The following is a 20,198-nucleotide window of genomic DNA, read 5'->3' as shown; positions in this document are numbered from 1 at the left end:
GGAGTTGTCATGCCGGGGCCCAAAAACTCGATCCCTCCTCCTCGCCACGTGCCCTGCTCGGCGCCGAACTCCGTCACCGCAGGGAGAAGGCGGGCCTCTCGATGGACGGCGGCCTGAAGCTGATGTCGTTCTCGGACGCACCTCCGCTCGTCTGTCTTGACGGCCTCGGATCGGGGCAACTGCTGGACGAACCGGGCCCCGTCGCCCAGTACGAACCGACTTACGACCTACTCGTGGCCGGCGCATTGTCACCGGAAGCGTCTCTGGCCATGATCGAGTCGGCAGCGGAGGATTACGCCCATGAAGCTCAGCAGTCCTGACTACGACCTGTCCGCTGCGACTTGGCACAAGTCCTCCCACAGCGGAGGCAGTGGCGGGGACTGCCTCGAAGTCGCGACCTGGCGCAAGTCCACGTACAGCGGAGGCGACGGCGGCAACTGTCTCGAAGTCGCCGACGGCCACCCCGGCATCGTCCCGGTGCGCGACTCCAAGATGACCGAGGGGCCGACACTGGTGTTCCGGGCCGCTGCCTGGACCTCGTTCGTCGCCGACCTCAAGGACGTCTAGTGCTGTGACCGGGATGGTTCACCGTGGTCGGAAGGCGGCTCGTGGGTCGAGCGCACGCGAAACGGCTGGTATTACTGGGGCATGCAGGAAGAGACCGCACGCTCCGCGATCGACACGTTCATCTCCGCGTTCAACGCTTCGGACGACAGCTATGTGACTGCCCTGCTCTCCCAGGCCCTGACCTCAGACGTGGTCTTCTGGGGGCCGTTGGGTCGCAGCGAAGGAATCGCGGCGGTCGAGCAGTTCGTGCTGGACATCCGACGCCACCCGGCGGGGACCGGCACGATGGTGCGCTGCTCGGCGGTGGACATGCCTGGCGAATGGGCCCGGTACCAGTGGGTCTTCACCACGCCTGATGGAGGCCCCCGCCTGGCGGGAACGGATGTCGTCCATCTGCGACGGAGCCTCATCGACCAGGTCATCGTCTTCGCGGGGGAGATCGAGCCGTCCGCCTCCTGAGTCGTCCTTCTGTCGCTGTCCTTCTCGTCAACTACTCGGCCGTGAAAGACCGAGTAGTTGACGTCTTGGTGCGCTGGAAGGTGATGCCGCGGCGCCGGAGCAGGCACCCGGTTTCCGCCGGCCGAGGCCGGCAGCATCATCGCGCGCCGGTGGCGCACCGAACTCGTGCTGCCCCGGCGCACGATCTGCTGCAGCTTCTGCCCCTCCTGGTCGGTCGGCCTGCGTACACGGACAGGCTCAGCCACCGCGCCTCCAGCGCCCGGATCGGACGTCACCGCACATCCAACCGTCACGACCACCAACCCGGTGAACCTTCCCGGTCAGAGCACTGGCTCAGTGGCCCCCGCCGGTCGACGCGGCGGGGGCAGGGCCGGGTCCGTCAGGCGCGTGTGTTGACGCTGACCGGCCAGGAGCCCGTCGGAGGCTTCCAGCCCTGGATCGTGGCCGGCAGGCTCACGCGGGTGTTGCAGTCGACGACCGAGAAGTGCAGGTGGGGGGCGGTCGCCGCACCCGTGCCGCCCGACCAGCCGATGATGCGGCCCTGCGGAACCCAGTCGCCCCGGTTGTAGATCGCCCTGTTGAGGTGGATGTACTGGGTGCACTGGCCGTTCGGGTGACGGATGATCACCTCGATGCCGTTCTGCCAGTACTGCGACCAGTCCGAGACCAGGACCGTGCCGCCCTGCGCGGCGGAGACCTCGTAGTTCGCCGGGAGCCCGAAGTCCCAGGCGTGCTCGTTGTACGGGCCGACGTGCGAGTACGTGCCCTCGGGGCCCTGGGTGACCATGTACGACTCGCCCGCCGGGTAGGGGAGTTCGTAGTAGTAGTCGACGGCGGCGGCGGACGGGGCACCCATCAGTCCGAGCCCCGCAACGGCCAGTACCGCACTCGCCAACGCTGTGATCCGGCCGAGAATTCTCTTCTTGTTGCGCACCGCGCACCTCCCGTTGTATGCGTCCGATCCGGACCCGAGCACGGTCGCGGCAACTCCACACCTCCACAAGGTGGTTGGCAAAAAGCTGCCTGACGGACAACCGGTCGAGTGACGGACGGGTGACGCTCGGATGACAACCGGGGCGGAGTGTGACAACGACAACGGCGTAGCAGTCATCGAGCAGCCGATTGCTCCGCATGATCGCTGCCCACTCGATCGAGTGGACGTTTCAGCCCGTATATGCGGTTCGGGCGGGAAACCTCCTCGCCGAACGCGATCATTCGGCCGTGATTCCAACATTCCGGACGGCACACCGTCCCAAGTCACTGCTTCCGGCCGGACTCGGCGCACTCGCCGCGCTGTCCCTGCTCGCGGCTCTTCCGGCCGCCGCCGCCCCCGCGAAGGAGCCTGCGCCGCGGCCCGCGGCGCAGGCCGCGCACCGCCCGGTGACCCCGGCCGAACGCCGGACCTCCGCGTACCTCGACTCCCTCCGGGACAGGCCGGAGCGGCTGAAGGAGTTCTTCAAGGCCCTGCCCAAGGGAGGTGACCTGCACAACCACCTGTCGGGCGCCGTCACGACGGAGTACCTGATCAAGCTCGCGGCCGAGCAGGGGCTGTGCATCGACGCGTCGATGAAGGCCGTCGCCCCGCCGTGCGGACCCGGCAAGCGGCCCGCCTCGGACGCCCTGACCAATGCCGCGTTCCGGCAGCAGGTCATCCGGGCCTGGTCCATGCAGGACTTCCCGCCGGGCGAGTCCGGGCACGACCACTTCTTCGACACGTTCGACAAGTTCGGCATGGCGACCTGGTACGCCCGCGGCAAGATGCTCGCGAACGTCGCCGACACCGTCGTCAAGAACAACCAGTTCTACCTGGAAACGATGGTCTCGCCCGCCTCGGACAGCGCCAAGGCACTGGCCGACCAGGTGGGTTACGACGCCGACCTGGCGGCCTTCCTCCGCAAGCTCGTGGCCGGCGGGAAGCTCGACCGGGTGGTGGACGAGGCGATCCAGGAGGCCGACGACTCGGACGCGCAGTTCCGGGAGACCGCGCACTGCGACACCCCCCGCCCCGCCCCGGGCTGCCGCCTGCCCGTCAGGTGGATCTCCCAGGTGTCCCGGGGCAGCTCCCCGGCCCGGGTGTTCACGCAGATGGCGGTCGGCATGCGGCTGGCCGAGCGCGACCCGCGTTTCGTCGCGGTCAACCTCGTCCAGCCCGAGGACTGGCAGAGCTCGCTGGACAACTACAGCCTCCAGATGCGGATGCTGAAGTACCTGCGCACCCAGTACCCGGACACCCACCTCACCCTGCACGCCGGTGAGCTGGCGCCCGGTCTCGTCAAGCCGAAGGACCTGACCTTCCACATCCGGGAGGCCGTCCTCGTCGCCGGGGCGGAACGCATCGGGCACGGTGTGGACCTGGTCCACGAGGACGACTGGCGGCAGCTCGCGCGGACGATGGCGCGGCGCGGGGTCGCGGTCGAGGTGCCGTTCACCAGCAACAAGCAGATCCTCGGCATCGCGGGCGCCGACCACCCGTTCAACGCCTACCGCAGCTACGGCGTCCCGGTGGTCCTGTCCACCGACGACCCGGGGGTCTCGCGGATCGACATCAGCCACGAGTACCAGTACGCGGCCCGTACGTACGGCCTGAGCTACACCGAGCTGAAGGACCTGGCGCGCGCCGCCCTGGAGTACGCGTTCCACGACGGCCGCAGCCTGTGGACCGCGGGCAGCGCCCGGTCCGACTACCGCCCGGTCCCCGTCTGCCAGGGCAGCCGCCCGGGTGACGACCGCCCGAGCCTGCGCTGCGCCCACTACCTGGCGGAGAACCCGAAGGCGGCGGCCGAATGGCGCCAGGAGGTGGCCTTCGCCTCCTTCGAGCGCGACCACCGCTGAACCGGGACGGAAACGGCCACCGGGCGGAAGCGTCCACCGTTCACGGGGCGGCACGGCACGACGCCGGGCCGCCCCTTCCTGTTCCCCTGTTCCCCTGTTCTTCTACTGTCCCGCCGCCCGCTACGCCGTACCGCCCGCGCCCCCGGCCTCGGGCGCGGGCGCGGACCAGAGGTGGTCGAGCGTGCCGAGCACGAGCCGGCAGACGTCGTCCGGGTCGGCTCCGGCGAGCGGCTCGTGGGCGACGACCGTCCGCATCAGGCCTATGCCGAGCAGCCAGGCCATGGCGAGATCCGCGCGCAGGGCGCCGTCCTCCGTACCGGACAGCCCGGCCAGCGCGCTCCGGTACTCCTCGCCCAGCTCCCGCAGGGTTCCGGACGCCTCGTCGCCCCGGCCCATGGAGCGCAGGTAGACCTCCAGGGAACGGTCCTCCGTCCCGCCCGCGCTGCGGGTCAGCATCGAGCGCAGGGCCGTCTCGAAGAGTTGGTCGGGTGGGGTCGCGCGCAACTGTTCGAGACCGCCCTGCGCGACGACTTCCGTGAGCAAACCCCGTTTTGAGCCGAAGTAACGGAAGAGCAGGGCCTGGTTGACCCCGGCGCGCTCGGCGATGCTCCGCACCGTCGTCGCTTCGTAGCCCCGCTCCGCGAACAGGTCGCGGGCGGCTTCCAGCAGTCGGCGCCGGGTGGCCGCGGAGTCCCGACGACGCTCTTCGGAGGGCGGTGCGGGGGCGGGCTTCATGGCGGATTTCCTCTCGAACGGCCCGTCAGGATAACGGCCGTAAAGCGTTGTTGACCTTCCGGAAGGACCGCTTCTACGTTTGTAAGCAGCTGCTTACATATGGGAGGCCCGCAGTGACCACAGCAGATGCCGCGCCCCTCGCCTATCCCTTCAACACCGCCGAAGGACTCCAGCTCGCGGAGGAGTACGAGCGCGTACGGGACCGGCCGGGGCTGTTACGGGTCCAGATGCCGTACGGCGAACCGGCCTGGCTCGTCACCCGTTACGCCGACGCCCGGCTCGTCCTCGGCGACCAGCGCTTCAGCCGGGCCGCCGCCGCCTCGCACGACGAGCCCCGGCAGTCCGAGGGGCAGCGCGACGGCGGCATCCTCGGCATGGACCCGCCGGACCACACCCGGCTGCGCTCCCTGGTCGCCAAGGCGTTCACGGTCCGACAGGTCGAGAAGTTGCGCCCCCAGGTGCGGGAGCTGGCCGCGGGCCTCCTCGACGACATGGAGGCGGCCGGGCAGCCGGCGGACCTGGTGGACCTGTTCGCGCTGCCGCTGCCGGTGGCCGTGATCTGCCGGATGCTGGGCGTGCCCACCGAGGACCGGCCGCGCTTCCGGGTGTGGAGCGACGACGCGCTGTCGACCAGCTCCCTCACGGCGGAGGAATTCGAGGCCAGCCGCGACGAACTGCGCGCCTACATGGCCGGGTTGATCGAGCAGCACCGCCGCGAGCCGCAGGACGACCTGATGACGGCCCTGATCGAGGCCCGCGACGGCCGCGACCGGCTCTCCGAGCTGGAGCTCGTCGACCTGTGCGTCGGCATCCTCGTGGCGGGGCACGAGACCACCGCCTCCCAGATCCCCAACTTCGTCCTCACCCTGCTCGACCACCCGGAGCAGCTGGCCCGGCTCAGGGCCGAGCCCGAGCTCGTCCCGAACGCGGTGGAGGAGCTGTTGCGCTTCGTGCCGCTGGGCAGCGGTGCCGGTCAACCCCGGTACGCCACCGAGGACATCGAGGTGGGCGGGACCCTCGTCCGGGCGGGCAGCCCGGTCCTGGTCGCCGTCGGCGCGGCCAACCGCGATGCGCTGCGGTTCACGGCCCCGGGGGTGCTCGACGTCGCCCGCGAGGGCAACCAGCACCTCGGATTCGGCCACGGCGTCCACCACTGCCTGGGCGCCCCGCTGGCCCGGCTGGAGCTCCAGGAGGCCCTGTCCGCGCTCATCACCCGCTTCCCCGGGCTGCGGCTGGCCGACGACGTGACGTGGAAGTCCGAGATGCTGGTGCGTGGGCCGCGCGTCATGCCGATCGGCTGGTGACCGCGATGAGCTGGAACGTACGCGTCGATCAGCGGCTGTGCCAGGGATCGGGCATGTGCGCGGGAACCGTCCCCGAGGTGTTCGCCCTGGACGGCGAGCGCGCACGGGCGCGGGCCGAGGGGATCGAGCCGGACGAACGGGTCCTGGACGCCTCCGACATCTGCCCGGCCCTGGCGATCACCGTGCACGAGGGCGACACCGTCATCGGCCCCCGCCGCGACTGAGCCCCACCGCGACTGAGGCCCGTCGCGACCGAGGTCCGTCGCGACCGAGGTCCGTCGCGACCGAGGCCCCCACCGCCCCGGTCGCCCGTCGTCGTACCGGGGCTCAAGCCTCGGAGTCCGAGCGCTCTTTTCGAGGAACGGGTGGGTGGGTCCGTACCCACCCACCCTCCCTGTCCGGCGAGTTGGCCGACGGGACGGTCGGCGAGTCAACCTCGCATTGACCCCTTGTGACCGGTTTGCCACGGACGGTGGCGACCCTCTAGCGTTCCGGGAGCAGGGCCATCCCTGCAGAAGTAGAACGACCCCTGCCGGTGGTGAGAACACCGAAAACAGGGGTCTGACCACTTCGATCGCAAGGCCCTTGCGATCTCAGAAAGGCATCGCGATCTCATGGCTGACAGTCAGCTTAGTGCTGCGCCCCGCGCACCGCACATCTCCCCTCTCACCCCCTCGCACCCGCATCCGATGGCCGGTCCGGGGTACGGAAAGCGTTCGGCGCCCGCTCAACTCCCTCGTACGGAACGCGATTTCGCGCATCTTCCGGCCCGTGAGGCGTCCATCGCCGCGTATCTCGACCGGCTGCCCGAGGGCGCCGACATCTCCGTGAAGACCCTGGCCAAGGTGCTTCCGTACGGCCAGTGCGCCCTGCGCACCGCGCTCAACCGGCTCCAGAACGCCGGGCGTCTGCGGCGCGGCAGCGAGTGCGTGGCCCGGGACGAGTGCCTGCTCTGGGTGACCCGCACGTTCTTCTCCCGGACCGCGCGGGACGACGCGTGGTGGGCGGCGTTCACCAGGGGCGACGTACCACCGGAGGAGTCCCGGCAGCGGCCCACCCGCTCCCGCGCGTTCGTCCTGCTCGCCGCGCTGGGGCGCACCGCACCCTCGCTCACCCTGTCGGCGGCGGACTGCGCGGCGCTGGAACCGCAGGTCACGGCGTGGTTCGAGCGGGGCGCCACGGAGGCGGAACTGCTGCACGCCCTCACCGACGGGCTCCCCACCCCCGTCCATCACGCGGCGGCCCTCGTCCGCAGGCGACTCACCGACAAGATGCCACCCGAACGGGTGAGTTCGGCGCAACAGCGAACGGTGCTGCGCACCCTCGAATGCAGCGAGTGCCGCGCGCCGGGCAGCGAACGGGCCCTGATCGGCGGCCGGTGCGGGCAGTGCCGGGGCGAACCGGCCGCCCGGCCCGCCGGCCCGGACGGTGCCGTACCGGCGGAAGGGGTGCGCGAGCGGATGAGCGGGGTCCGGGCCGCGCTGGCCCACCGCGCCGGGCACACGCGCCACTGACCCCCGGCCGCCCCTCCCCCTGGTCACCCCCTGTCCGAAACCGGCTCCCACCTGGGGGTGGTTTGAGCCGCTTCCCTGACCGGACCACTACACCCCGTGCTCCCCTTTGCGCGTGTTGTGACGAACCAGCCCAAAGGGGAACGACCCATGTCCGAACCGTCCCACGCGCAGATCGCCTCGGGGCTCCAGAACAGGCCCCCCATCGCCCTGGTCCCCGGCCCCCGCCTGGACGCCGAACCGCACAGTTCCCTCCCGCTGCCGCCCAGCGCCGTGTGGGAGCTGCCGGGCGGCACCGCCCGGGTCTACTTCGGCGAGGGGAACAAGGCGCTCGTACGGCCCGTGATCGTCGCCGACGGCTTCGGCACGGGGCCCAGCACGCTGGTGTCCGCCTGGGAGGCCATGGAGTTCGGCGACTACGCGCTCATCAGCGAACTGCGCCGTCGCGGCCGTGACGTCGTCCTCCTCGGCTTCCACGAACGCGGTGCGTCGATTCCGGACAACTCCACGACCGCACAGGCCGCGATCCTGCGCACCGCCGCCGAGCAGCAGGGCCGCACCCCGCTGGCCGTGGGCGGATTCGGCACGGGCGGCCTCGTCACCCGACACGCGCTGGCCGCGATGGAGAGCCGGGACGTCGACCACCGGACGGGGCTGTACTTCTCGTACGACAGCCCGCACCGCGGCGCCTGGGTCCCGCTCTCGCTCCAGGCGTTCGCGCACTACATCAGGGACCTCGACAGCCGGTTCTCCGACCAGATCAACAGCCCGGCCGCCCGTCAGCTGCTGTGGCGGCACATCGAGGAGTGGGACGGCACACCGAAGCGGAGCGACGAACGCACCGCGTTCCTCGCCGAGATGCGGACGGTCGGCGAATGGCCGCGCAGGCCGCGGCTGATCGGCGTCGCCAACGGCGCGGCCGACGGCATCGGCACCGACGCGCGGGCGGGCGAACTGGCCCTGGAGGGCAGGGGGCCGTCGATCGCGGGCACCAGGCTCTACACCCAGCCCCCCGGCGACGACGAACTCGCCGCGGAATTGCGGGTGGTGACGCAGAAGACGAGAGAGATCCGCACGGGAGGGCTGCCGTCCATCGACGGCGCGCCCGGCGGCTCGCTGGAAGGTTTCGGCATCCTCGCCGACGGGCTCAACGCGCTCGCCGCCCCGCTCGGCCTCAAGACCGACGTGCGCATCCGCTCGCACTGCTTCGTGCCGTCCGTCAGCGCGGTGGACATCGGCGACCTGGACACGGACAAGGAGCTGTACATGGACATCTCCCGGCTTCCGTACGAGACGAGCGGGCTGGACGAGTTCAGGCTCGCCTCCCGCAACGAGGGGCACGCCCTGGTGACGGAGGAACTCTCCACCTGGCTGCTCGACCGGCTTCCGTAACGGACGGGCGCCGCGGGCGAAAGCACCGGGAACGACATCGGCCCCCGGACCAGGTGGTCCGGGGGCCGATGCGGCAAAGCTGCGCAGGAACTACCGATCCGTCAGGATCAGAAGTCCATGTCACCGCCCGGCATGCCGCCCGGGGCAGCCGCGGCGGCCTTCTCCGGCTTGTCGGCGATGACGGCCTCGGTGGTGAGGAACAGCGCGGCGATGGACGCGGCGTTCTGCAGGGCGGAACGCGTGACCTTCGCCGGGTCGAGGATGCCCTCGGCGATCATGTCGACGTACTCGCCGGTCGCGGCGTTCAGACCGTGGCCGACGGCCAGGTTGCGCACCTTCTCGACGACGACGCCGCCCTCGAGACCGCCGTTGACGGCGATCTGCTTCAGCGGGGCCTCCAGGGCCAGCTTCACGGCGTTGGCGCCGGTCGCCTCGTCACCCGAGAGCTCCAGCTTCTCGAAGACGGCCGAGGCCTGGAGCAGAGCCACGCCACCACCGGCGACGATGCCCTCCTCGACGGCGGCCTTGGCGTTGCGCACCGCGTCCTCGATGCGGTGCTTGCGCTCCTTGAGCTCGACCTCGGTCGCGGCACCGGCCTTGATGACGGCCACGCCGCCGGCCAGCTTCGCGAGGCGCTCCTGGAGCTTCTCGCGGTCGTAGTCCGAGTCGGAGTTCTCGATCTCGGCGCGGATCTGGTTGACGCGGCCCTGGACCTGGTCGCTGTCACCGGCACCGTCGACGATCGTCGTCTCGTCCTTGGTGATGACGACCTTGCGGGCGCGGCCGAGCAGGTCGAGACCGGCGTTCTCCAGCTTGAGGCCGACCTCCTCGGAGATGACGGTGCCACCGGTGAGGATGGCGATGTCGCCGAGCATGGCCTTGCGGCGGTCACCGAAGCCCGGGGCCTTGACGGCGACGGACTTGAAGGTGCCACGGATCTTGTTGACGACCAGGGTCGACAGGGCCTCGCCCTCGACGTCCTCGGCGATGATCAGCAGCGGCTTGCCGGACTGCATGACCTTCTCCAGCAGCGGAAGGAGGTCCTTCACGTTGCTGACCTTGGAGTTCACGATCAGGATGTACGGGTCGTCGAGGGACGACTCCATGCGCTCCATGTCGGTGGCGAAGTACGCCGAGATGTAGCCCTTGTCGAAGCGCATGCCCTCGGTGAGCTCCAGCTCCAGACCGAAGGTCTGGGACTCCTCGACGGTGATGACGCCTTCCTTGCCGACCTTGTCCATGGCCTCGGCGATGAGCTCGCCGATCTGGGTGTCGGCGGCGGAGATGGAGGCCGTGGAAGCGATCTGCTCCTTGGTCTCGACATCCTTCGCCTGCTCCAGGAGGGCGGCGGAGACGGCCTCGACGGCCTTCTCGATGCCCCGCTTGAGGGCCATCGGGTTGGCACCCGCGGCGACGTTGCGCAGACCTTCGCGGACGAGGGCCTGGGCGAGAACGGTGGCGGTGGTCGTACCGTCGCCGGCGACGTCGTCCGTCTTCTTGGCGACCTCCTTGACCAGCTCCGCACCGATCTTCTCGTACGGGTCCTCCAGCTCGATCTCCTTGGCGATGGAAACACCATCGTTGGTGATCGTGGGGGCGCCCCACTTCTTCTCAAGGACGACGTTGCGACCCTTGGGGCCAAGGGTGACCTTGACGGCGTCGGCGAGCTGGTTCATGCCGCGCTCGAGACCGCGCCGGGCCTCCTCGTCGAACGCGATGATCTTGGCCATGTGAAGTGGTCCTCCCGGACAGGGGTGGATTTCTCCGGACCGGGAGGCGCCCGCGACGGACGGCCTGCGTGACCGGTGGTTCCTTGCCCCGCCGGCCTGCGGGCCTCACCGGCCCGATCCAAGTTCTGTCACTCTCACCTGGAGAGTGCTAACGCCAATAATTAGCACTCGACCATGGAGAGTGCAAGCGCCTTCGAAGAAGGCCCGATGAGGGATGGCGGTCGGGCGACGGGAGGGCGCAAGCGCCCCCGGAGAAGGGGCGGCGCCGGGCGACACACCGGAACGCACGGAGGTCCGTACCCCTGGGGGGTACGGACCTCCGTGCGTGAGTGGTGTCGTTGGCCGACCGCGCCGTGCTCAGCCGACGGCGAGCTTGACCATGTCCGCCTGGGGCCCCTTCTGGCCCTGCGAGATCTCGAACTCAACTCGCTGACCCTCTTCGAGGGTGCGGTACCCGTCCATCTGGATCGCGCTGTAGTGGACGAAAACATCCGCACCACCGTCGACCGCGATGAAGCCGTACCCCTTCTCCGCGTTGAACCACTTGACGGTGCCCTGAGCCATGCCTAACTCCCCTATTACTGGCCCTTGCGCGGGGCCGCACTTCGCGGTCCCGGGTCAGAACCCACCCTCCGACAGGAGAGGGTGCGTGCGCCGGAACGCGTCGACCGCGGCCGAATGTATCTGCCCAACTGCCCTCTGCAACAGGTCAATCGGACGAGAAATCTCGACAGCACCGAACGCCCGAATATGGGGAATTCATAAGGTTCCAGGGCAAGTCGGGCCAGACAAAAGTGACTTATGCCGCAGGGGGTCCGGGCACTTTGGCTGCATCTTGTCGTGGCGCGGCGCATTCTCGTATGCGGGCGGCACGGGCAGCTGGGGGGACTTCCCACACTCTACCGCGCTCAACCATGCAGAATTGCCCCCTCCGTTTCAAACCCGAAGAGGTTCGAAACCGGAGAGGGCAATTCCGTTCGGATGGGTCGGCATGCGGCCGGACGGTGTGTCAGCAGCCGCCCGCGACGGCCGGGATGATCGAGATGCCGGCGCCGTCCGGCGTGGCCGTCTCCAGACCGTTCTCGAAGCGCACGTCGTCGTCGTTGACGTACACGTTCACGAAACGGCGCAGCTTGCCCTGGTCGTCCAGGACGCGGGCGGCGATGCCCGGGTGGTTCTTCTCCAGGGACTCGATGACCTGGGAGAGGGTCGTGCCCTCCGCCGGGACCTCGGCCCGGCCGCCCGTGTAGGTGCGGAGAATGGTGGGGATGCGGACCTTGACGCTCATGATGGGGTGGCCTTCCTGGAGTCCCGGGTGGTCAGCTGGTGGCAAGGCCCGCAGCGCGGAACGCGTCCAGGCTGGGGCGGATCGTCGCGGTCGCCTGCGAGGTGGCGGCCACCGCGTCGAGGGTCTTGAGGCCGTCGCCCGTGTTGAGGACGACGGTGGTCAGCGCCGGGTCGATGACCCCGGCCTCGATGAGCTTCTTCGTCACACCGACCGTCACCCCGCCCGCCGTCTCCGCGAAGATGCCCTCGGTGCGGGCCAGCAGCTTGATGGCGTCGACGACCTGCTCGTCGTTCACGTCCTCCACCGCGCCGCCGGTGCGGCGGGCGATGTCCAGGACGTACGGGCCGTCGGCCGGGTTGCCGATCGCGAGGGACTTGGCGATGGTGTTCGGCTTCTGGGGGCGCACGACGTCGTGACCGGCCTTGAAGGCGGCGGAGACCGGGGAGCAGCCCTCGGCCTGGGCGCCGAAGATCTTGTACGGCCGGTCCTCGACGAGACCGAGCTTGATCAGCTCCTGAAGACCCTTGTCGATCTTCGTGAGCTGCGATCCGGACGCGATCGGGACGACGATCTGGTCCGGCAGCCGCCAGCCGAGCTGCTCGCAGATCTCGTACGCCAGCGTCTTGGAGCCCTCGCCGTAGTACGGGCGGAGGTTGACGTTGACGAAGCCCCAGCCCTCGCCGAGCGGGTCGCCGATGAGCTCCGAGCAGAAGCGGTTGACGTCGTCGTAGTTGCCCTCGATGCCGACCAGCTCACCGCCGTACACCGCGGCCATGACGACCTTGCCCTGCTCCAGGTCGTGCGGGATGAACACGCAGGAGCGGAAGCCCGCGCGGGCGGCGGCGGCGCCCACCGCACCGGCGAGGTTGCCGGTGGAGGAGCAGGAGAGGGTGGTGAAGCCGAAGGCGCGGGCGGCCTCGACGGCGATCGCGACGACCCGGTCCTTGAAGGAGTGCGTCGGGTTGCCGGAGTCGTCCTTGACGTACAGGCCGCCGGTGACGCCCAGCTCGCGGGCGAGGTTGTCGGCCTTGACCAGCTTGGTGAAGCCGGGGTTGATGTTGGGCTTGTCCGCGACGTCCGCGGGGACCGGCAGCAGCGGCGCGTAGCGCCAGATGTTGTTCGGGCCGGCCTCGATGCGCTTCTTCAGCTCGTCGGGGGAGCCGCTCGGCAGGTCGTACGCCACTTCGAGCGGTCCGAAACAGGACGCGCAGGCGAAGACGGGGCCGAGGTCGAAACGCTCGCCGCACTCGCGGCAGGAAAGCGCCGCGGCAGGTCCGAGGTCGACGGGGGAAACGGAGGAATCGGTGTTCGCTGCAACGGTCTGCACAGCCATGATGGCGGAGGCCCTTTCTCCTCATCTTCCTTGTGGCGCATTTCGCCACAAGACGGAATTGGCACCTTCCCCACCGTGTCCTCGCGGTCGGCAGGAGGGTTGCCGGGACTTCAACGGGCCGTTCCCTCAGTCCCTCTGGATGAGCTCTTTGGCACCGGATCTTCGATCCGGGCGTTTATTGGCAGATGGACCCCGACATGCGACGGTCATCCGCGTTGTTCAAGACTGTAACCGAAGCATCAGGCTGCCGAGACAGCCGTCCGAACCGCGAGATGGATCACATACAGGGAGTATCGACCGTGCTGGAAGAGGTCGAACGCTGGCTGGCCGGGCGTTCCTGGTCGGCCGCCGACCGTCCGTTGGAGCGTCTGCTGGCAGCCAAGGCCGGGGAACCGCGCCGCAGCAGCGTGAGCGTCGTGCTGCCCGCGCTCGACGAGGAGGCGACGGTCGGTGACATCGTCGCCACGATCCGGCGCGAGCTGATGGAGAAGGTCTCGCTGGTCGACGAGCTGGTGGTGATCGACTCCGGCTCCACGGACGCCACCTCGCAGGTGGCCCGGGAGGCCGGCGCCCGGGTGGTGCACCGCGACGCGATACTCCCCCGGATACCGGCCGTGCCCGGCAAGGGCGAGGTGCTGTGGCGGTCCCTCCTGGTCACCGGCGGCGACATCGTCTGCTTCGTCGACGCCGACCTGAAGGACTTCTCGGCGGACTTCGTCTCCGGCATCGTCGGCCCGCTGCTGACCGATCCGGACGTGCAGTTCGTGAAGGCGATGTACGACCGCCCCTTCGGGGACGGTCCCGGCGGGGCGGCGGCCCAGGGGGGCCGGGTGACCGAGCTGGTGGCCCGCCCGCTGCTCAATCTGCACTGGCCGCAGCTGGCCGGTTTCGTCCAGCCGCTGGGCGGTGAGTACGCCGTGCGCCGCTCCCTGCTCGAACAGCTGCCGTTCCCCGTCGGCTACGGAGTGGAGCTGGGACTGCTGGTCGACGCCCTGCACACGGTGGGGCTGGACGCGCTGGCCCAGGTGGACGTGGGGGTGCGCAAGCACCGGCACCAGGACGGGCAGGCACTGGGCCGAATGGCGGCGGCGATCTACCGGACCGCCCAACTACGCCTGTCCCGGGGCCACTTGGTGCGGCCCGCGCTCACCCAGTTCGAGCGCGGCGCGGACGGCTTCGTACCGCGCACCCATGCCGTGGACACCGAGGAGCGGCCCCCGATGCGGGAGATAGAGGAGTACGTTTCACGCCGCGCGGCCTGATCCGGCCCGACTTCGCACGTTTGGGCGGTTCGCGATCGGGCTAGATTCCGCAACATGGTCTCCGAGCACGATCCCAGGTCCGCTGCCCGGTCCGCCGAGCGGTCCGGCCCCCGCTCCGACACCCGGGTCCTCGTCGCGTCCAACCGCGGCCCGGTGTCGTACACCCTGGGCAAGGACGGATCGCTCGGTGCCAGACGGGGCGGCGGGGGCCTGGTCTCCGGGCTGAGCGCCGTCGAGGACAAGCTGTGGGTGTGCGCCGCGCTCGGCGACGGGGACCGGGAGGCGGTCCGGCGCGGGCTCGGCGAGCCGGGCGTACGGATGCTCGACATCGACGCGGACGTCCACGCGGACGCGTACAACGGCATCGCGAACTCGGTGCTCTGGTTCGTCCACCACATGCTGTACCAGACGCCGCTGGAGCCGGTCTTCGACGCGGAGTTCCGGCGGCAGTGGGCCTCGTTCGAGACCTACAACCGGGCCTTCGCCGAGGCGCTCGCCGAGGAGGCCGGGCGGGGCGCGGCGGTGCTGGTGCAGGACTACCACCTGGCGCTGGTGCCCGGCATGCTCCGCGAGCTCCGCCCGGACCTGCGGATCGGACACTTCTCGCACACCCCGTGGGCGCCCGTCGACTACTTCCGGCTGCTGCCCGACGACGTCGCCGAGCAGTTGCTGCGCGGCATCCTGGGCGCGGACCGGGCCGCCTTCCTGACCTGGCGCTGGGCCGACGCGTTCGTCGACTGCTGCACCCGGATCGTGGGCGGCACCGGCCGGACCGACGTCGGGGTGCACGGCCTCGGCGCGGACGCGGACTTCCTGCGCCGCCGCGCGCACGAGGCGGACGTGGACGAGCGGATGGCCGCACTGCGCGAGCAGACGGGCCCCGGCCGGAGGACGATCGTACGGGTGGACCGGACGGAGCTCTCCAAGAACATCGTGCGCGGCCTGCTGGCCTACCGCGCGCTCCTCGCCGACCGCCCCGAATGGCGCGAGCGAGTGGTCCACGTGGCGTTCGCGTACCCCTCCCGGCAGGACCTCGCGGTGTACCGGGACTACACGGACGAGGTACGGCGGGTCGCCGACGCGATCAACGCCGAGTACGGCACGGCGGGCTGGACGCCGGTGGTGCTGCACGTCAAGGACGACTTCGCCCGCTCGCTCGCCGCGTACCGGCTGGCCGACGTGGCGCTCGTCAACCCGATCCGCGACGGCATGAACCTGGTCGCCAAGGAGATCCCGGTGGTCTCCGACCACGGCTGCGCGCTGGTGCTGTCACGGGAGGCCGGGGCGTACGAGGAGCTGGGCGGCGACGCGGTGGTGGTGAATCCGTACGACGTCTCCGCGACGGCGGGGGCGCTGCACGAGGCACTGACGATGGCGGAGGACGAGCGGGCCGCGCGCACGGCGCGGCTGGCCGCGGCGGCGGTCGCGCTGCCGCCGCAGCAGTGGTTCCTGGAGCAGCTGGACGCGTTGCGGCGGGAGGCTTGAGAAAGCGGACCCGTCCGGCGACCGGGGACCCGGCGTGGCAGCCGTCGGGGCTCGCTTCGCCGTGCGGCCCCGATGCGGGAAGTGTCCCGGCCCACCCCCGTGCGGCCGGGACACTTCCCGCGTCGGTCAGGGAACGACGTAGAGCTTCTTGGGCCAGCCCGTACGGTCCAGCCGCGAGAACAGATCCTTGATGTCCTGCGGATTCAGCTTGATGCAGCCGTTGGAGAAGTAGTCGTTGGGGTTGCGGTCGGTCCACTTCTCGGACTCGATCGTTCCCTGCCGCCCGTTCGGCTTCATCTCGCTGTGGATGAACAGCTCGGTGCGCTTGGTGCGACCGTTCTTGCAGACCTTGTCCGACAGCTTGATCACGAAGCCGTTGATGATGCCGTCGAAGTTCTTGCGGTGCCACTGGACCGCGTACGGGTGCCGGGCGTCGGCGTTGGGCAGCCACCCCTTGCCGACCGCGCACTCGTTCGTGACCTGCCCGGAGCCGGCCTTCCACCGCTTGATCACCTTGTCGCGTCCGGGCACCCGCTTCACCAGCTCCAGACGGGAGTTGGTGACCGTTCCCTTGTTGAAGCGCAGGTAGTAGGTGTCGGTGACGGCGGCCGATCTGCTCGTCTCCTCCCCGGCCTGCGCCGACGGTGTCAGCGTCGCACTCAGTCCTGCGGCGAGGACGGTGGCGAGGGCGAACGGTATGACGCGCGTTTTCAGGTTCACTGGATCCCTCCCTATGGGTCATCGGTCGTGGAAGCCTTCTCCACCGCTTCTGCTCCCCCCCGGTGGAGAAGGCTTCGTGCGAATGAGGCGTTGCAGTGCCGGAACCGCGGTCACCGGTCCTCGGCCTGTGCGCCGCGCCTGCTTCGACCGCAATCCTGCTGACCCCCGGCAGGACGGGCCACCCTTTTCGGTCCTGGCCGAAGCGCCTGCCCGGGACCCCGGCGCTCTCCGCCGAAACGGAGGGCGTACGGAACTCGCCAGGCGGAACCGGGAACGGAGGGCGTACGGAACTCGCCAGGCGGAAGCGGGAACGGAGGGCGTACGGAACTCGCCATGTGGAACCGGGACTTGAAGGCTCCTTGCGGCTGCCGGGAGAAGAAGAAGACTGGGTGGTCCGAGGACGGGCAAGTGGAAGGCTCTCCATGCTGCGCATTCACTTCACATCGGAAGATCTCGCCAGGACGAGGGTCCTGACCACCTGGGGCCCCCTCGGGGAGACGCTCCTCAGCCTGACGACCCTGGGGCAGAACAACACCGAGGCGCTGTTCGGGGGCTGGCGCCGGCGCGTGTCCCGCGCATCGGAAGCACCCGCTCACCCTGCCTCGGCACTCTTCTGCGGCGGAGCCCTGGACCTGTTCACCCTCACCGGGCCCGCCCAGTCGTTGGAGGAAGGTCTGGAGGCCCTCCTGGCCGCCCGCCCGGACCACGTGCGGGACGAACTCGCGGGGGCTTCCGCCGCCTTCTCCCACTACGCAGGGCGCCCCGCCCCCTGGGCCGGAACGTCGTGGGCGGGCCTCTCCCACGACCGGGCCGCCCGTCGGGAACTGGTGCGGTTCCTCCACGACTACCACCGCGTCGCCGTGGCCCCCCACTGGTCACGCATACAGTCACGGCTCCAGTCGGAACAGACCAGCCACGCCCGCCTCCTCGCGAGTTCCGGTGTCGAGGCGATGCTCGCGGGACTGCCGCCGGGCTTCCGCTGGCGCTCCCCGGTGCTGGAGATCGGACGCGGCGCGCTGACGGGGGAGCTCGCCCTGGGAGGCCGGGGCCTCACTCTGGTGCCTTCCGCCTTCTGCCGCACCCGGCCCATCGCCTACAGCAGCACGACGGACGACCAGGCCCCGTTCGTGCTGTTCGTCCCCGTCATCCGCAGCGTCTCCGACTCCGCCGACATGCTCACCGGGCCCGGGAGCGGAACCCACCGGGCCCTGGCCGCGCTCCTCGGACGGACCCGCGCCCAAGCGCTCGACGCCATCGGCCACGCCCCCTGCACCACCGGACAGCTCGCCGAAGCCCTGTCCGTCTCCCCGGCCACCTCCAGCGAGCACGCCACCGTGTTGCGGCAGTCCGGACTCATCTCCACCACCCGCCACGGCAGCACCGTCCTGCACGCGGTGACCCCCCTCGGTTCCGCCATGCTGAACGGCCGTCCGAACCCCACGGTTCCGGCCTGACCCGGGCGGAGGGCCCCGGGGGGGTGTTCCGAAAGTCCCGCCAGGCCACAGCACTAGTAGGGCTTGGTCATGTTGGTGCGGGGTCTGGCATGTCGCGGTGACAGGTGGGGCAGGCGCCGCACCACACCGGTCACCACCACCGACCCGGTCGACGGCGACATCCACCAACCCCCCTGCTCCTCCAGCTCCTGGTCCGCCACAGCATCGGCATCGGATCACCGGGCGCGCCCCTTCCGGCTGCGGCGCATCATGACGCCGCCTGCTGCCGCAGGCGCAACCGCCGCTGCTGCTCGGCCTGATCCAGCTGCGCCCAGCGCTCGAACGCCTCCCGCACCAGATCCGTCAGCTCGGCCAGCACCGGGGGATGTCCAGAGAAAGGCCCCCCTTCCCTGCTGCCTGCCTCGCCAGGTATCTTGCATCACATGGAACCAGGCTATTCAGCTAAGCAGGCTCGGGCAACCGCCCAGCTGCGCAAGGGCGTCCTGGAGTACTGCGTCCTCGCTCTCATGCGGGACCGCCCTCGCTACGGCGTGGAACTCCTGGCCGCCCTGGAGGACTCCGGTGCCCTGGCCACCAGCCAGGGCACCGTCTATCCGCTGCTCTCCCGGCTCCGCCGCGACGACCTGGTCACCACCACCTGGCAGGAGTCCGCCGTCGGGCCGCCGCGCCGCTACTACGCGCTCACCGGCAGTGGCCGGGCCGCGCTCGAGGAGTTCACTCTCCTGTGGCCCGGCTTCCGCAACGCCGTCGACGCTTTCTTGAACGTCCCCCGCCCCTCCCCTGGAGACCCCGCATGAAGACCGCCGACCTTGTCCAGGACTACCTCCGAGCCGTCGAGCGCGAGGCATCCGCACTGCCCGCAGAGCGCCGCCAGGAACTCCTCGCCGACCTCGCCGAACACATCGAGGTCGCCCGTGCCGAACGCCCCGGCACCGCAGTCGTCGTGGTCCTGGCCGAACTGGGCGACCCCCGCACGATCGCGGCGACGGCACTGGCCGAGGCCGCCCACGGGAACGCCTGGGTCCCGGCACGCAGCCACGGCGACGACGCCCCGTCCGCCCGGCCCGGCAGAGTCCACCCCCTGGTCCCGCTCCTGATGCTCACCCTCGTCGCCCCTTTCGGGATGGTCTTCCCCGACCAGCCGGGGCCTGTGTTCGGCGTCCTGTTCCGCGTCATCGGCGCCGTCCTGCTGTGCACCTCGGTGCACTGGCGGGCCGTCCAGAAAACCACTGGCGTCCTGCTGACCGCCGTCCTGCCCACAGTCCTCATCGCCACCTGGAACCTCTCCTCCGGCGCCCTGCAGGAGGACAGCGCTCCCGCTCTCCTGCCCAACCTGGTAATCACCGCCCTGATTGCCGCCGTGTGCACCTGGCTCTGGAGGATCCGCCGCGCCTGAGAGGCAGACGCGGCGCTCACCGCTACTAGCTAGTAGTGCCTGGTCATGTTGGTGCGGGGTCTGGCATGCCGCGGTGACAGGTGGGGCAGGCGCCGGTCCAGGTCGCGATGAGTATCTGCAGCTCGCGGACGACTCGGCAGAGGCTCAGGCCGGCGCCGTCTCTTTTGGGGATCGGGTCAGTCGCTGCAGGGTGCAGAAGGCGTGGGCGACCGAGACGAGGGTGACGTGGTGGTGCCGGCCTGGCCGGGTTCGGCCTTCGAAGTGGGCCAGGCCCAGGGCCTGTTTCATCTCGCGGTAGTCGTTCTCGATGCGCCGGCGGAGTTTCGCGGTGCGCACGAGGACGGGCAACGGGGTGGTCTCGGGCAGGTTGGAGAGCCAGAACTGCACGGGCTCGTCCTGGTCGGCGGGCCATTCGGCCAGCAGCCGGCGGACCGGAAGCCCGCTGCCGGCCGTGGCCTTGCGGATCTCGCGTCCGGCGGGCCGGACCCGCAGGGCCACGAAGCGCGAGTACATGCGCTTGTGCCCGCTGCGGCCGCTGCCCGGCCGGGATCCCTCCCTCCACTGCACCGGCCGCGCGGAGTTCTTATCGGCCGCGATGACCAGGCTCTTCCCCCGCTGGGCCGGCTCGGGGTAGGCAGGTACCGGCCGTCTGCCCAGGCCGGTGTGGGCCGGGGTGCACGGCTGTGCGTCCTCGGGTTGCGCCGTGGTCGTGGTCGAGATGCCCACCACG

21 protein-coding genes, 1 pseudogene and 1 riboswitch are annotated in these 20,198 nt (G+C 70.1%); of the genes and pseudogenes, 13 read left to right on the top strand and 9 right to left on the bottom strand.

Annotated features, from left to right (window positions below; genetic code table 11):
- Window positions 1-101 precede the first annotated feature (101 nt).
- From ACWCXX_RS35350 to ACWCXX_RS35340, 3 genes are all read left to right on the top strand, one after another.
- Entirely contained in the window at window positions 102-320 is a 219-nt protein-coding gene (locus ACWCXX_RS35350; RefSeq protein ID WP_451134540.1) for a Scr1 family TA system antitoxin-like transcriptional regulator, read from the top strand.
- Window positions 301-567 (top strand): DUF397 domain-containing protein, encoded by a 267-nt coding sequence (locus tag ACWCXX_RS35345; RefSeq protein WP_451134538.1) that lies wholly within the window; start codon window positions 301-303, stop codon window positions 565-567. Before ACWCXX_RS35350 ends, ACWCXX_RS35345 begins: the two co-directional genes overlap by 20 nt.
- An 81-nt stretch (window positions 568-648) precedes the next feature.
- A complete protein-coding gene (locus ACWCXX_RS35340) occupies window positions 649-1,026 on the top strand; it encodes a nuclear transport factor 2 family protein (RefSeq protein ID WP_451134536.1) in 378 nt (125 codons plus the stop codon).
- 41 nt (window positions 1,027-1,067) lie between these two features.
- Here the strand turns inward: ACWCXX_RS35340 and ACWCXX_RS35335 are convergent.
- Together ACWCXX_RS35335 and ACWCXX_RS35330 are read right to left on the bottom strand one after the other, a co-directional pair.
- Window positions 1,068-1,271: pseudogene (locus ACWCXX_RS35335) on the bottom strand (IS630 family transposase); the annotation flags it as partial.
- A 134-nt stretch (window positions 1,272-1,405) separates the two neighbouring features.
- Window positions 1,406-1,960, bottom strand: a complete 555-nt coding sequence (locus ACWCXX_RS35330; RefSeq protein WP_451134534.1) for a M23 family metallopeptidase — start codon at window positions 1,958-1,960, stop codon at window positions 1,406-1,408.
- Window positions 1,961-2,247: 287 nt separating this feature from the next.
- Here ACWCXX_RS35330 and ACWCXX_RS35325 point away from each other — a divergent pair, with 287 nt between their 5' ends.
- Complete coding sequence (locus tag ACWCXX_RS35325; protein ID WP_451134532.1) at window positions 2,248-3,858, top strand: adenosine deaminase family protein; 1,611 nt, start codon at window positions 2,248-2,250, stop codon at window positions 3,856-3,858.
- Window positions 3,859-3,978: 120 nt separating this feature from the next.
- Here the strand turns inward: ACWCXX_RS35325 and ACWCXX_RS35320 are convergent, their stop codons facing one another.
- Window positions 3,979-4,593 (bottom strand): TetR/AcrR family transcriptional regulator, encoded by a 615-nt coding sequence (locus ACWCXX_RS35320; protein WP_451134530.1) that lies wholly within the window; start codon window positions 4,591-4,593, stop codon window positions 3,979-3,981.
- A 113-nt stretch (window positions 4,594-4,706) separates the two neighbouring features.
- Here ACWCXX_RS35320 and ACWCXX_RS35315 point away from each other — a divergent pair, with 113 nt between their 5' ends.
- The 4 genes from ACWCXX_RS35315 to ACWCXX_RS35300 all read left to right on the top strand — a co-directional run bounded on the left by ACWCXX_RS35315 (window position 4,707) and on the right by ACWCXX_RS35300 (window position 8,800).
- Window positions 4,707-5,897 (top strand): cytochrome P450, encoded by a 1,191-nt coding sequence (locus ACWCXX_RS35315; RefSeq protein ID WP_451134528.1) that lies wholly within the window; start codon window positions 4,707-4,709, stop codon window positions 5,895-5,897.
- Window positions 5,898-5,902: 5 nt separating this feature from the next.
- A complete protein-coding gene (locus ACWCXX_RS35310; protein ID WP_451134526.1) occupies window positions 5,903-6,121 on the top strand; it encodes a ferredoxin in 219 nt (72 codons plus the stop codon).
- 390 nt (window positions 6,122-6,511) lie between these two features.
- Window positions 6,512-7,411, top strand: a complete 900-nt coding sequence (locus ACWCXX_RS35305; protein WP_451134524.1) for a hypothetical protein — start codon at window positions 6,512-6,514, stop codon at window positions 7,409-7,411.
- A gap of 147 nt (window positions 7,412-7,558) precedes the next feature.
- Window positions 7,559-8,800, top strand: coding sequence for a hypothetical protein (locus ACWCXX_RS35300; protein WP_451134522.1), 1,242 nt, complete (start codon window positions 7,559-7,561; stop codon window positions 8,798-8,800).
- A gap of 107 nt (window positions 8,801-8,907) precedes the next feature.
- On the opposite strand, the gene groL is transcribed toward ACWCXX_RS35300, so the two are convergent.
- From groL to thrC, 4 genes are all read right to left on the bottom strand, one after another.
- Entirely contained in the window at window positions 8,908-10,530 is a 1,623-nt protein-coding gene (groL, locus tag ACWCXX_RS35295) for a chaperonin GroEL (protein ID WP_072487928.1), read from the bottom strand.
- Between the two features lie 357 nt (window positions 10,531-10,887).
- The gene (locus ACWCXX_RS35290) at window positions 10,888-11,094 is read right to left on the bottom strand and encodes a cold-shock protein (protein ID WP_003967346.1); all 207 of its coding nucleotides are present in this window, start codon (window positions 11,092-11,094) and stop codon (window positions 10,888-10,890) included.
- A gap of 445 nt (window positions 11,095-11,539) precedes the next feature.
- A complete protein-coding gene (locus tag ACWCXX_RS35285; protein ID WP_451134521.1) occupies window positions 11,540-11,818 on the bottom strand; it encodes a ubiquitin-like small modifier protein 1 in 279 nt (92 codons plus the stop codon).
- Window positions 11,819-11,849: 31 nt separating this feature from the next.
- Window positions 11,850-13,151 (bottom strand): threonine synthase, encoded by a 1,302-nt coding sequence (gene thrC, locus ACWCXX_RS35280; RefSeq protein WP_451134519.1) that lies wholly within the window; start codon window positions 13,149-13,151, stop codon window positions 11,850-11,852.
- An 18-nt stretch (window positions 13,152-13,169) separates the two neighbouring features.
- Window positions 13,170-13,297: riboswitch (SAM riboswitch) on the bottom strand.
- A 153-nt stretch (window positions 13,298-13,450) separates the two neighbouring features.
- Between thrC and ACWCXX_RS35275 the strand changes: the two genes are divergently transcribed.
- Both ACWCXX_RS35275 and ACWCXX_RS35270 read left to right on the top strand, forming a co-directional pair.
- A complete protein-coding gene (locus ACWCXX_RS35275; protein ID WP_451134518.1) occupies window positions 13,451-14,413 on the top strand; it encodes a glucosyl-3-phosphoglycerate synthase in 963 nt (320 codons plus the stop codon).
- A gap of 54 nt (window positions 14,414-14,467) precedes the next feature.
- Window positions 14,468-15,898 (top strand): alpha,alpha-trehalose-phosphate synthase (UDP-forming), encoded by a 1,431-nt coding sequence (locus ACWCXX_RS35270; RefSeq protein WP_451134516.1) that lies wholly within the window; start codon window positions 14,468-14,470, stop codon window positions 15,896-15,898.
- Window positions 15,899-16,024: 126 nt separating this feature from the next.
- Here the strand turns inward: ACWCXX_RS35270 and ACWCXX_RS35265 are convergent, their stop codons facing one another.
- On the bottom strand, window positions 16,025-16,618 hold the full coding sequence (locus ACWCXX_RS35265) for a L,D-transpeptidase family protein (RefSeq protein ID WP_451134514.1): 594 nt from the start codon (window positions 16,616-16,618) through the stop codon (window positions 16,025-16,027).
- Window positions 16,619-17,040: 422 nt separating this feature from the next.
- Between ACWCXX_RS35265 and ACWCXX_RS35260 the strand changes: the two genes are divergently transcribed.
- The 3 genes from ACWCXX_RS35260 to ACWCXX_RS35250 all read left to right on the top strand — a co-directional run bounded on the left by ACWCXX_RS35260 (window position 17,041) and on the right by ACWCXX_RS35250 (window position 19,468).
- Window positions 17,041-18,072: a MarR family transcriptional regulator gene (locus ACWCXX_RS35260; RefSeq protein WP_451134512.1), complete on the top strand. Its 1,032-nt coding sequence runs from the start codon at window positions 17,041-17,043 to the stop codon at window positions 18,070-18,072.
- 422 nt (window positions 18,073-18,494) lie between these two features.
- Window positions 18,495-18,869 carry a PadR family transcriptional regulator gene (locus ACWCXX_RS35255; protein ID WP_266922933.1) on the top strand — a complete coding sequence of 125 codons (375 nt, stop codon included), beginning with the start codon at window positions 18,495-18,497 and terminating at the stop codon, window positions 18,867-18,869.
- Window positions 18,866-19,468: an HAAS signaling domain-containing protein gene (locus ACWCXX_RS35250; RefSeq protein ID WP_451134510.1), complete on the top strand. Its 603-nt coding sequence runs from the start codon at window positions 18,866-18,868 to the stop codon at window positions 19,466-19,468. The genes ACWCXX_RS35255 and ACWCXX_RS35250 overlap by 4 nt, the downstream gene beginning before the upstream one ends.
- A gap of 144 nt (window positions 19,469-19,612) precedes the next feature.
- On the opposite strand, the gene ACWCXX_RS35245 is transcribed toward ACWCXX_RS35250, so the two are convergent.
- Window positions 19,613-20,198 (bottom strand): transposase (locus tag ACWCXX_RS35245; RefSeq protein WP_451134508.1); only part of this gene is annotated, 586 nt, incomplete at its 5' end.

Source organism: Streptomyces sp. NPDC001732 (assembly GCF_053596315.1).
The sequence above is the reverse complement of the archived record's forward strand: the minus strand, read 5'-3'. Positions and strand labels throughout refer to the sequence as shown.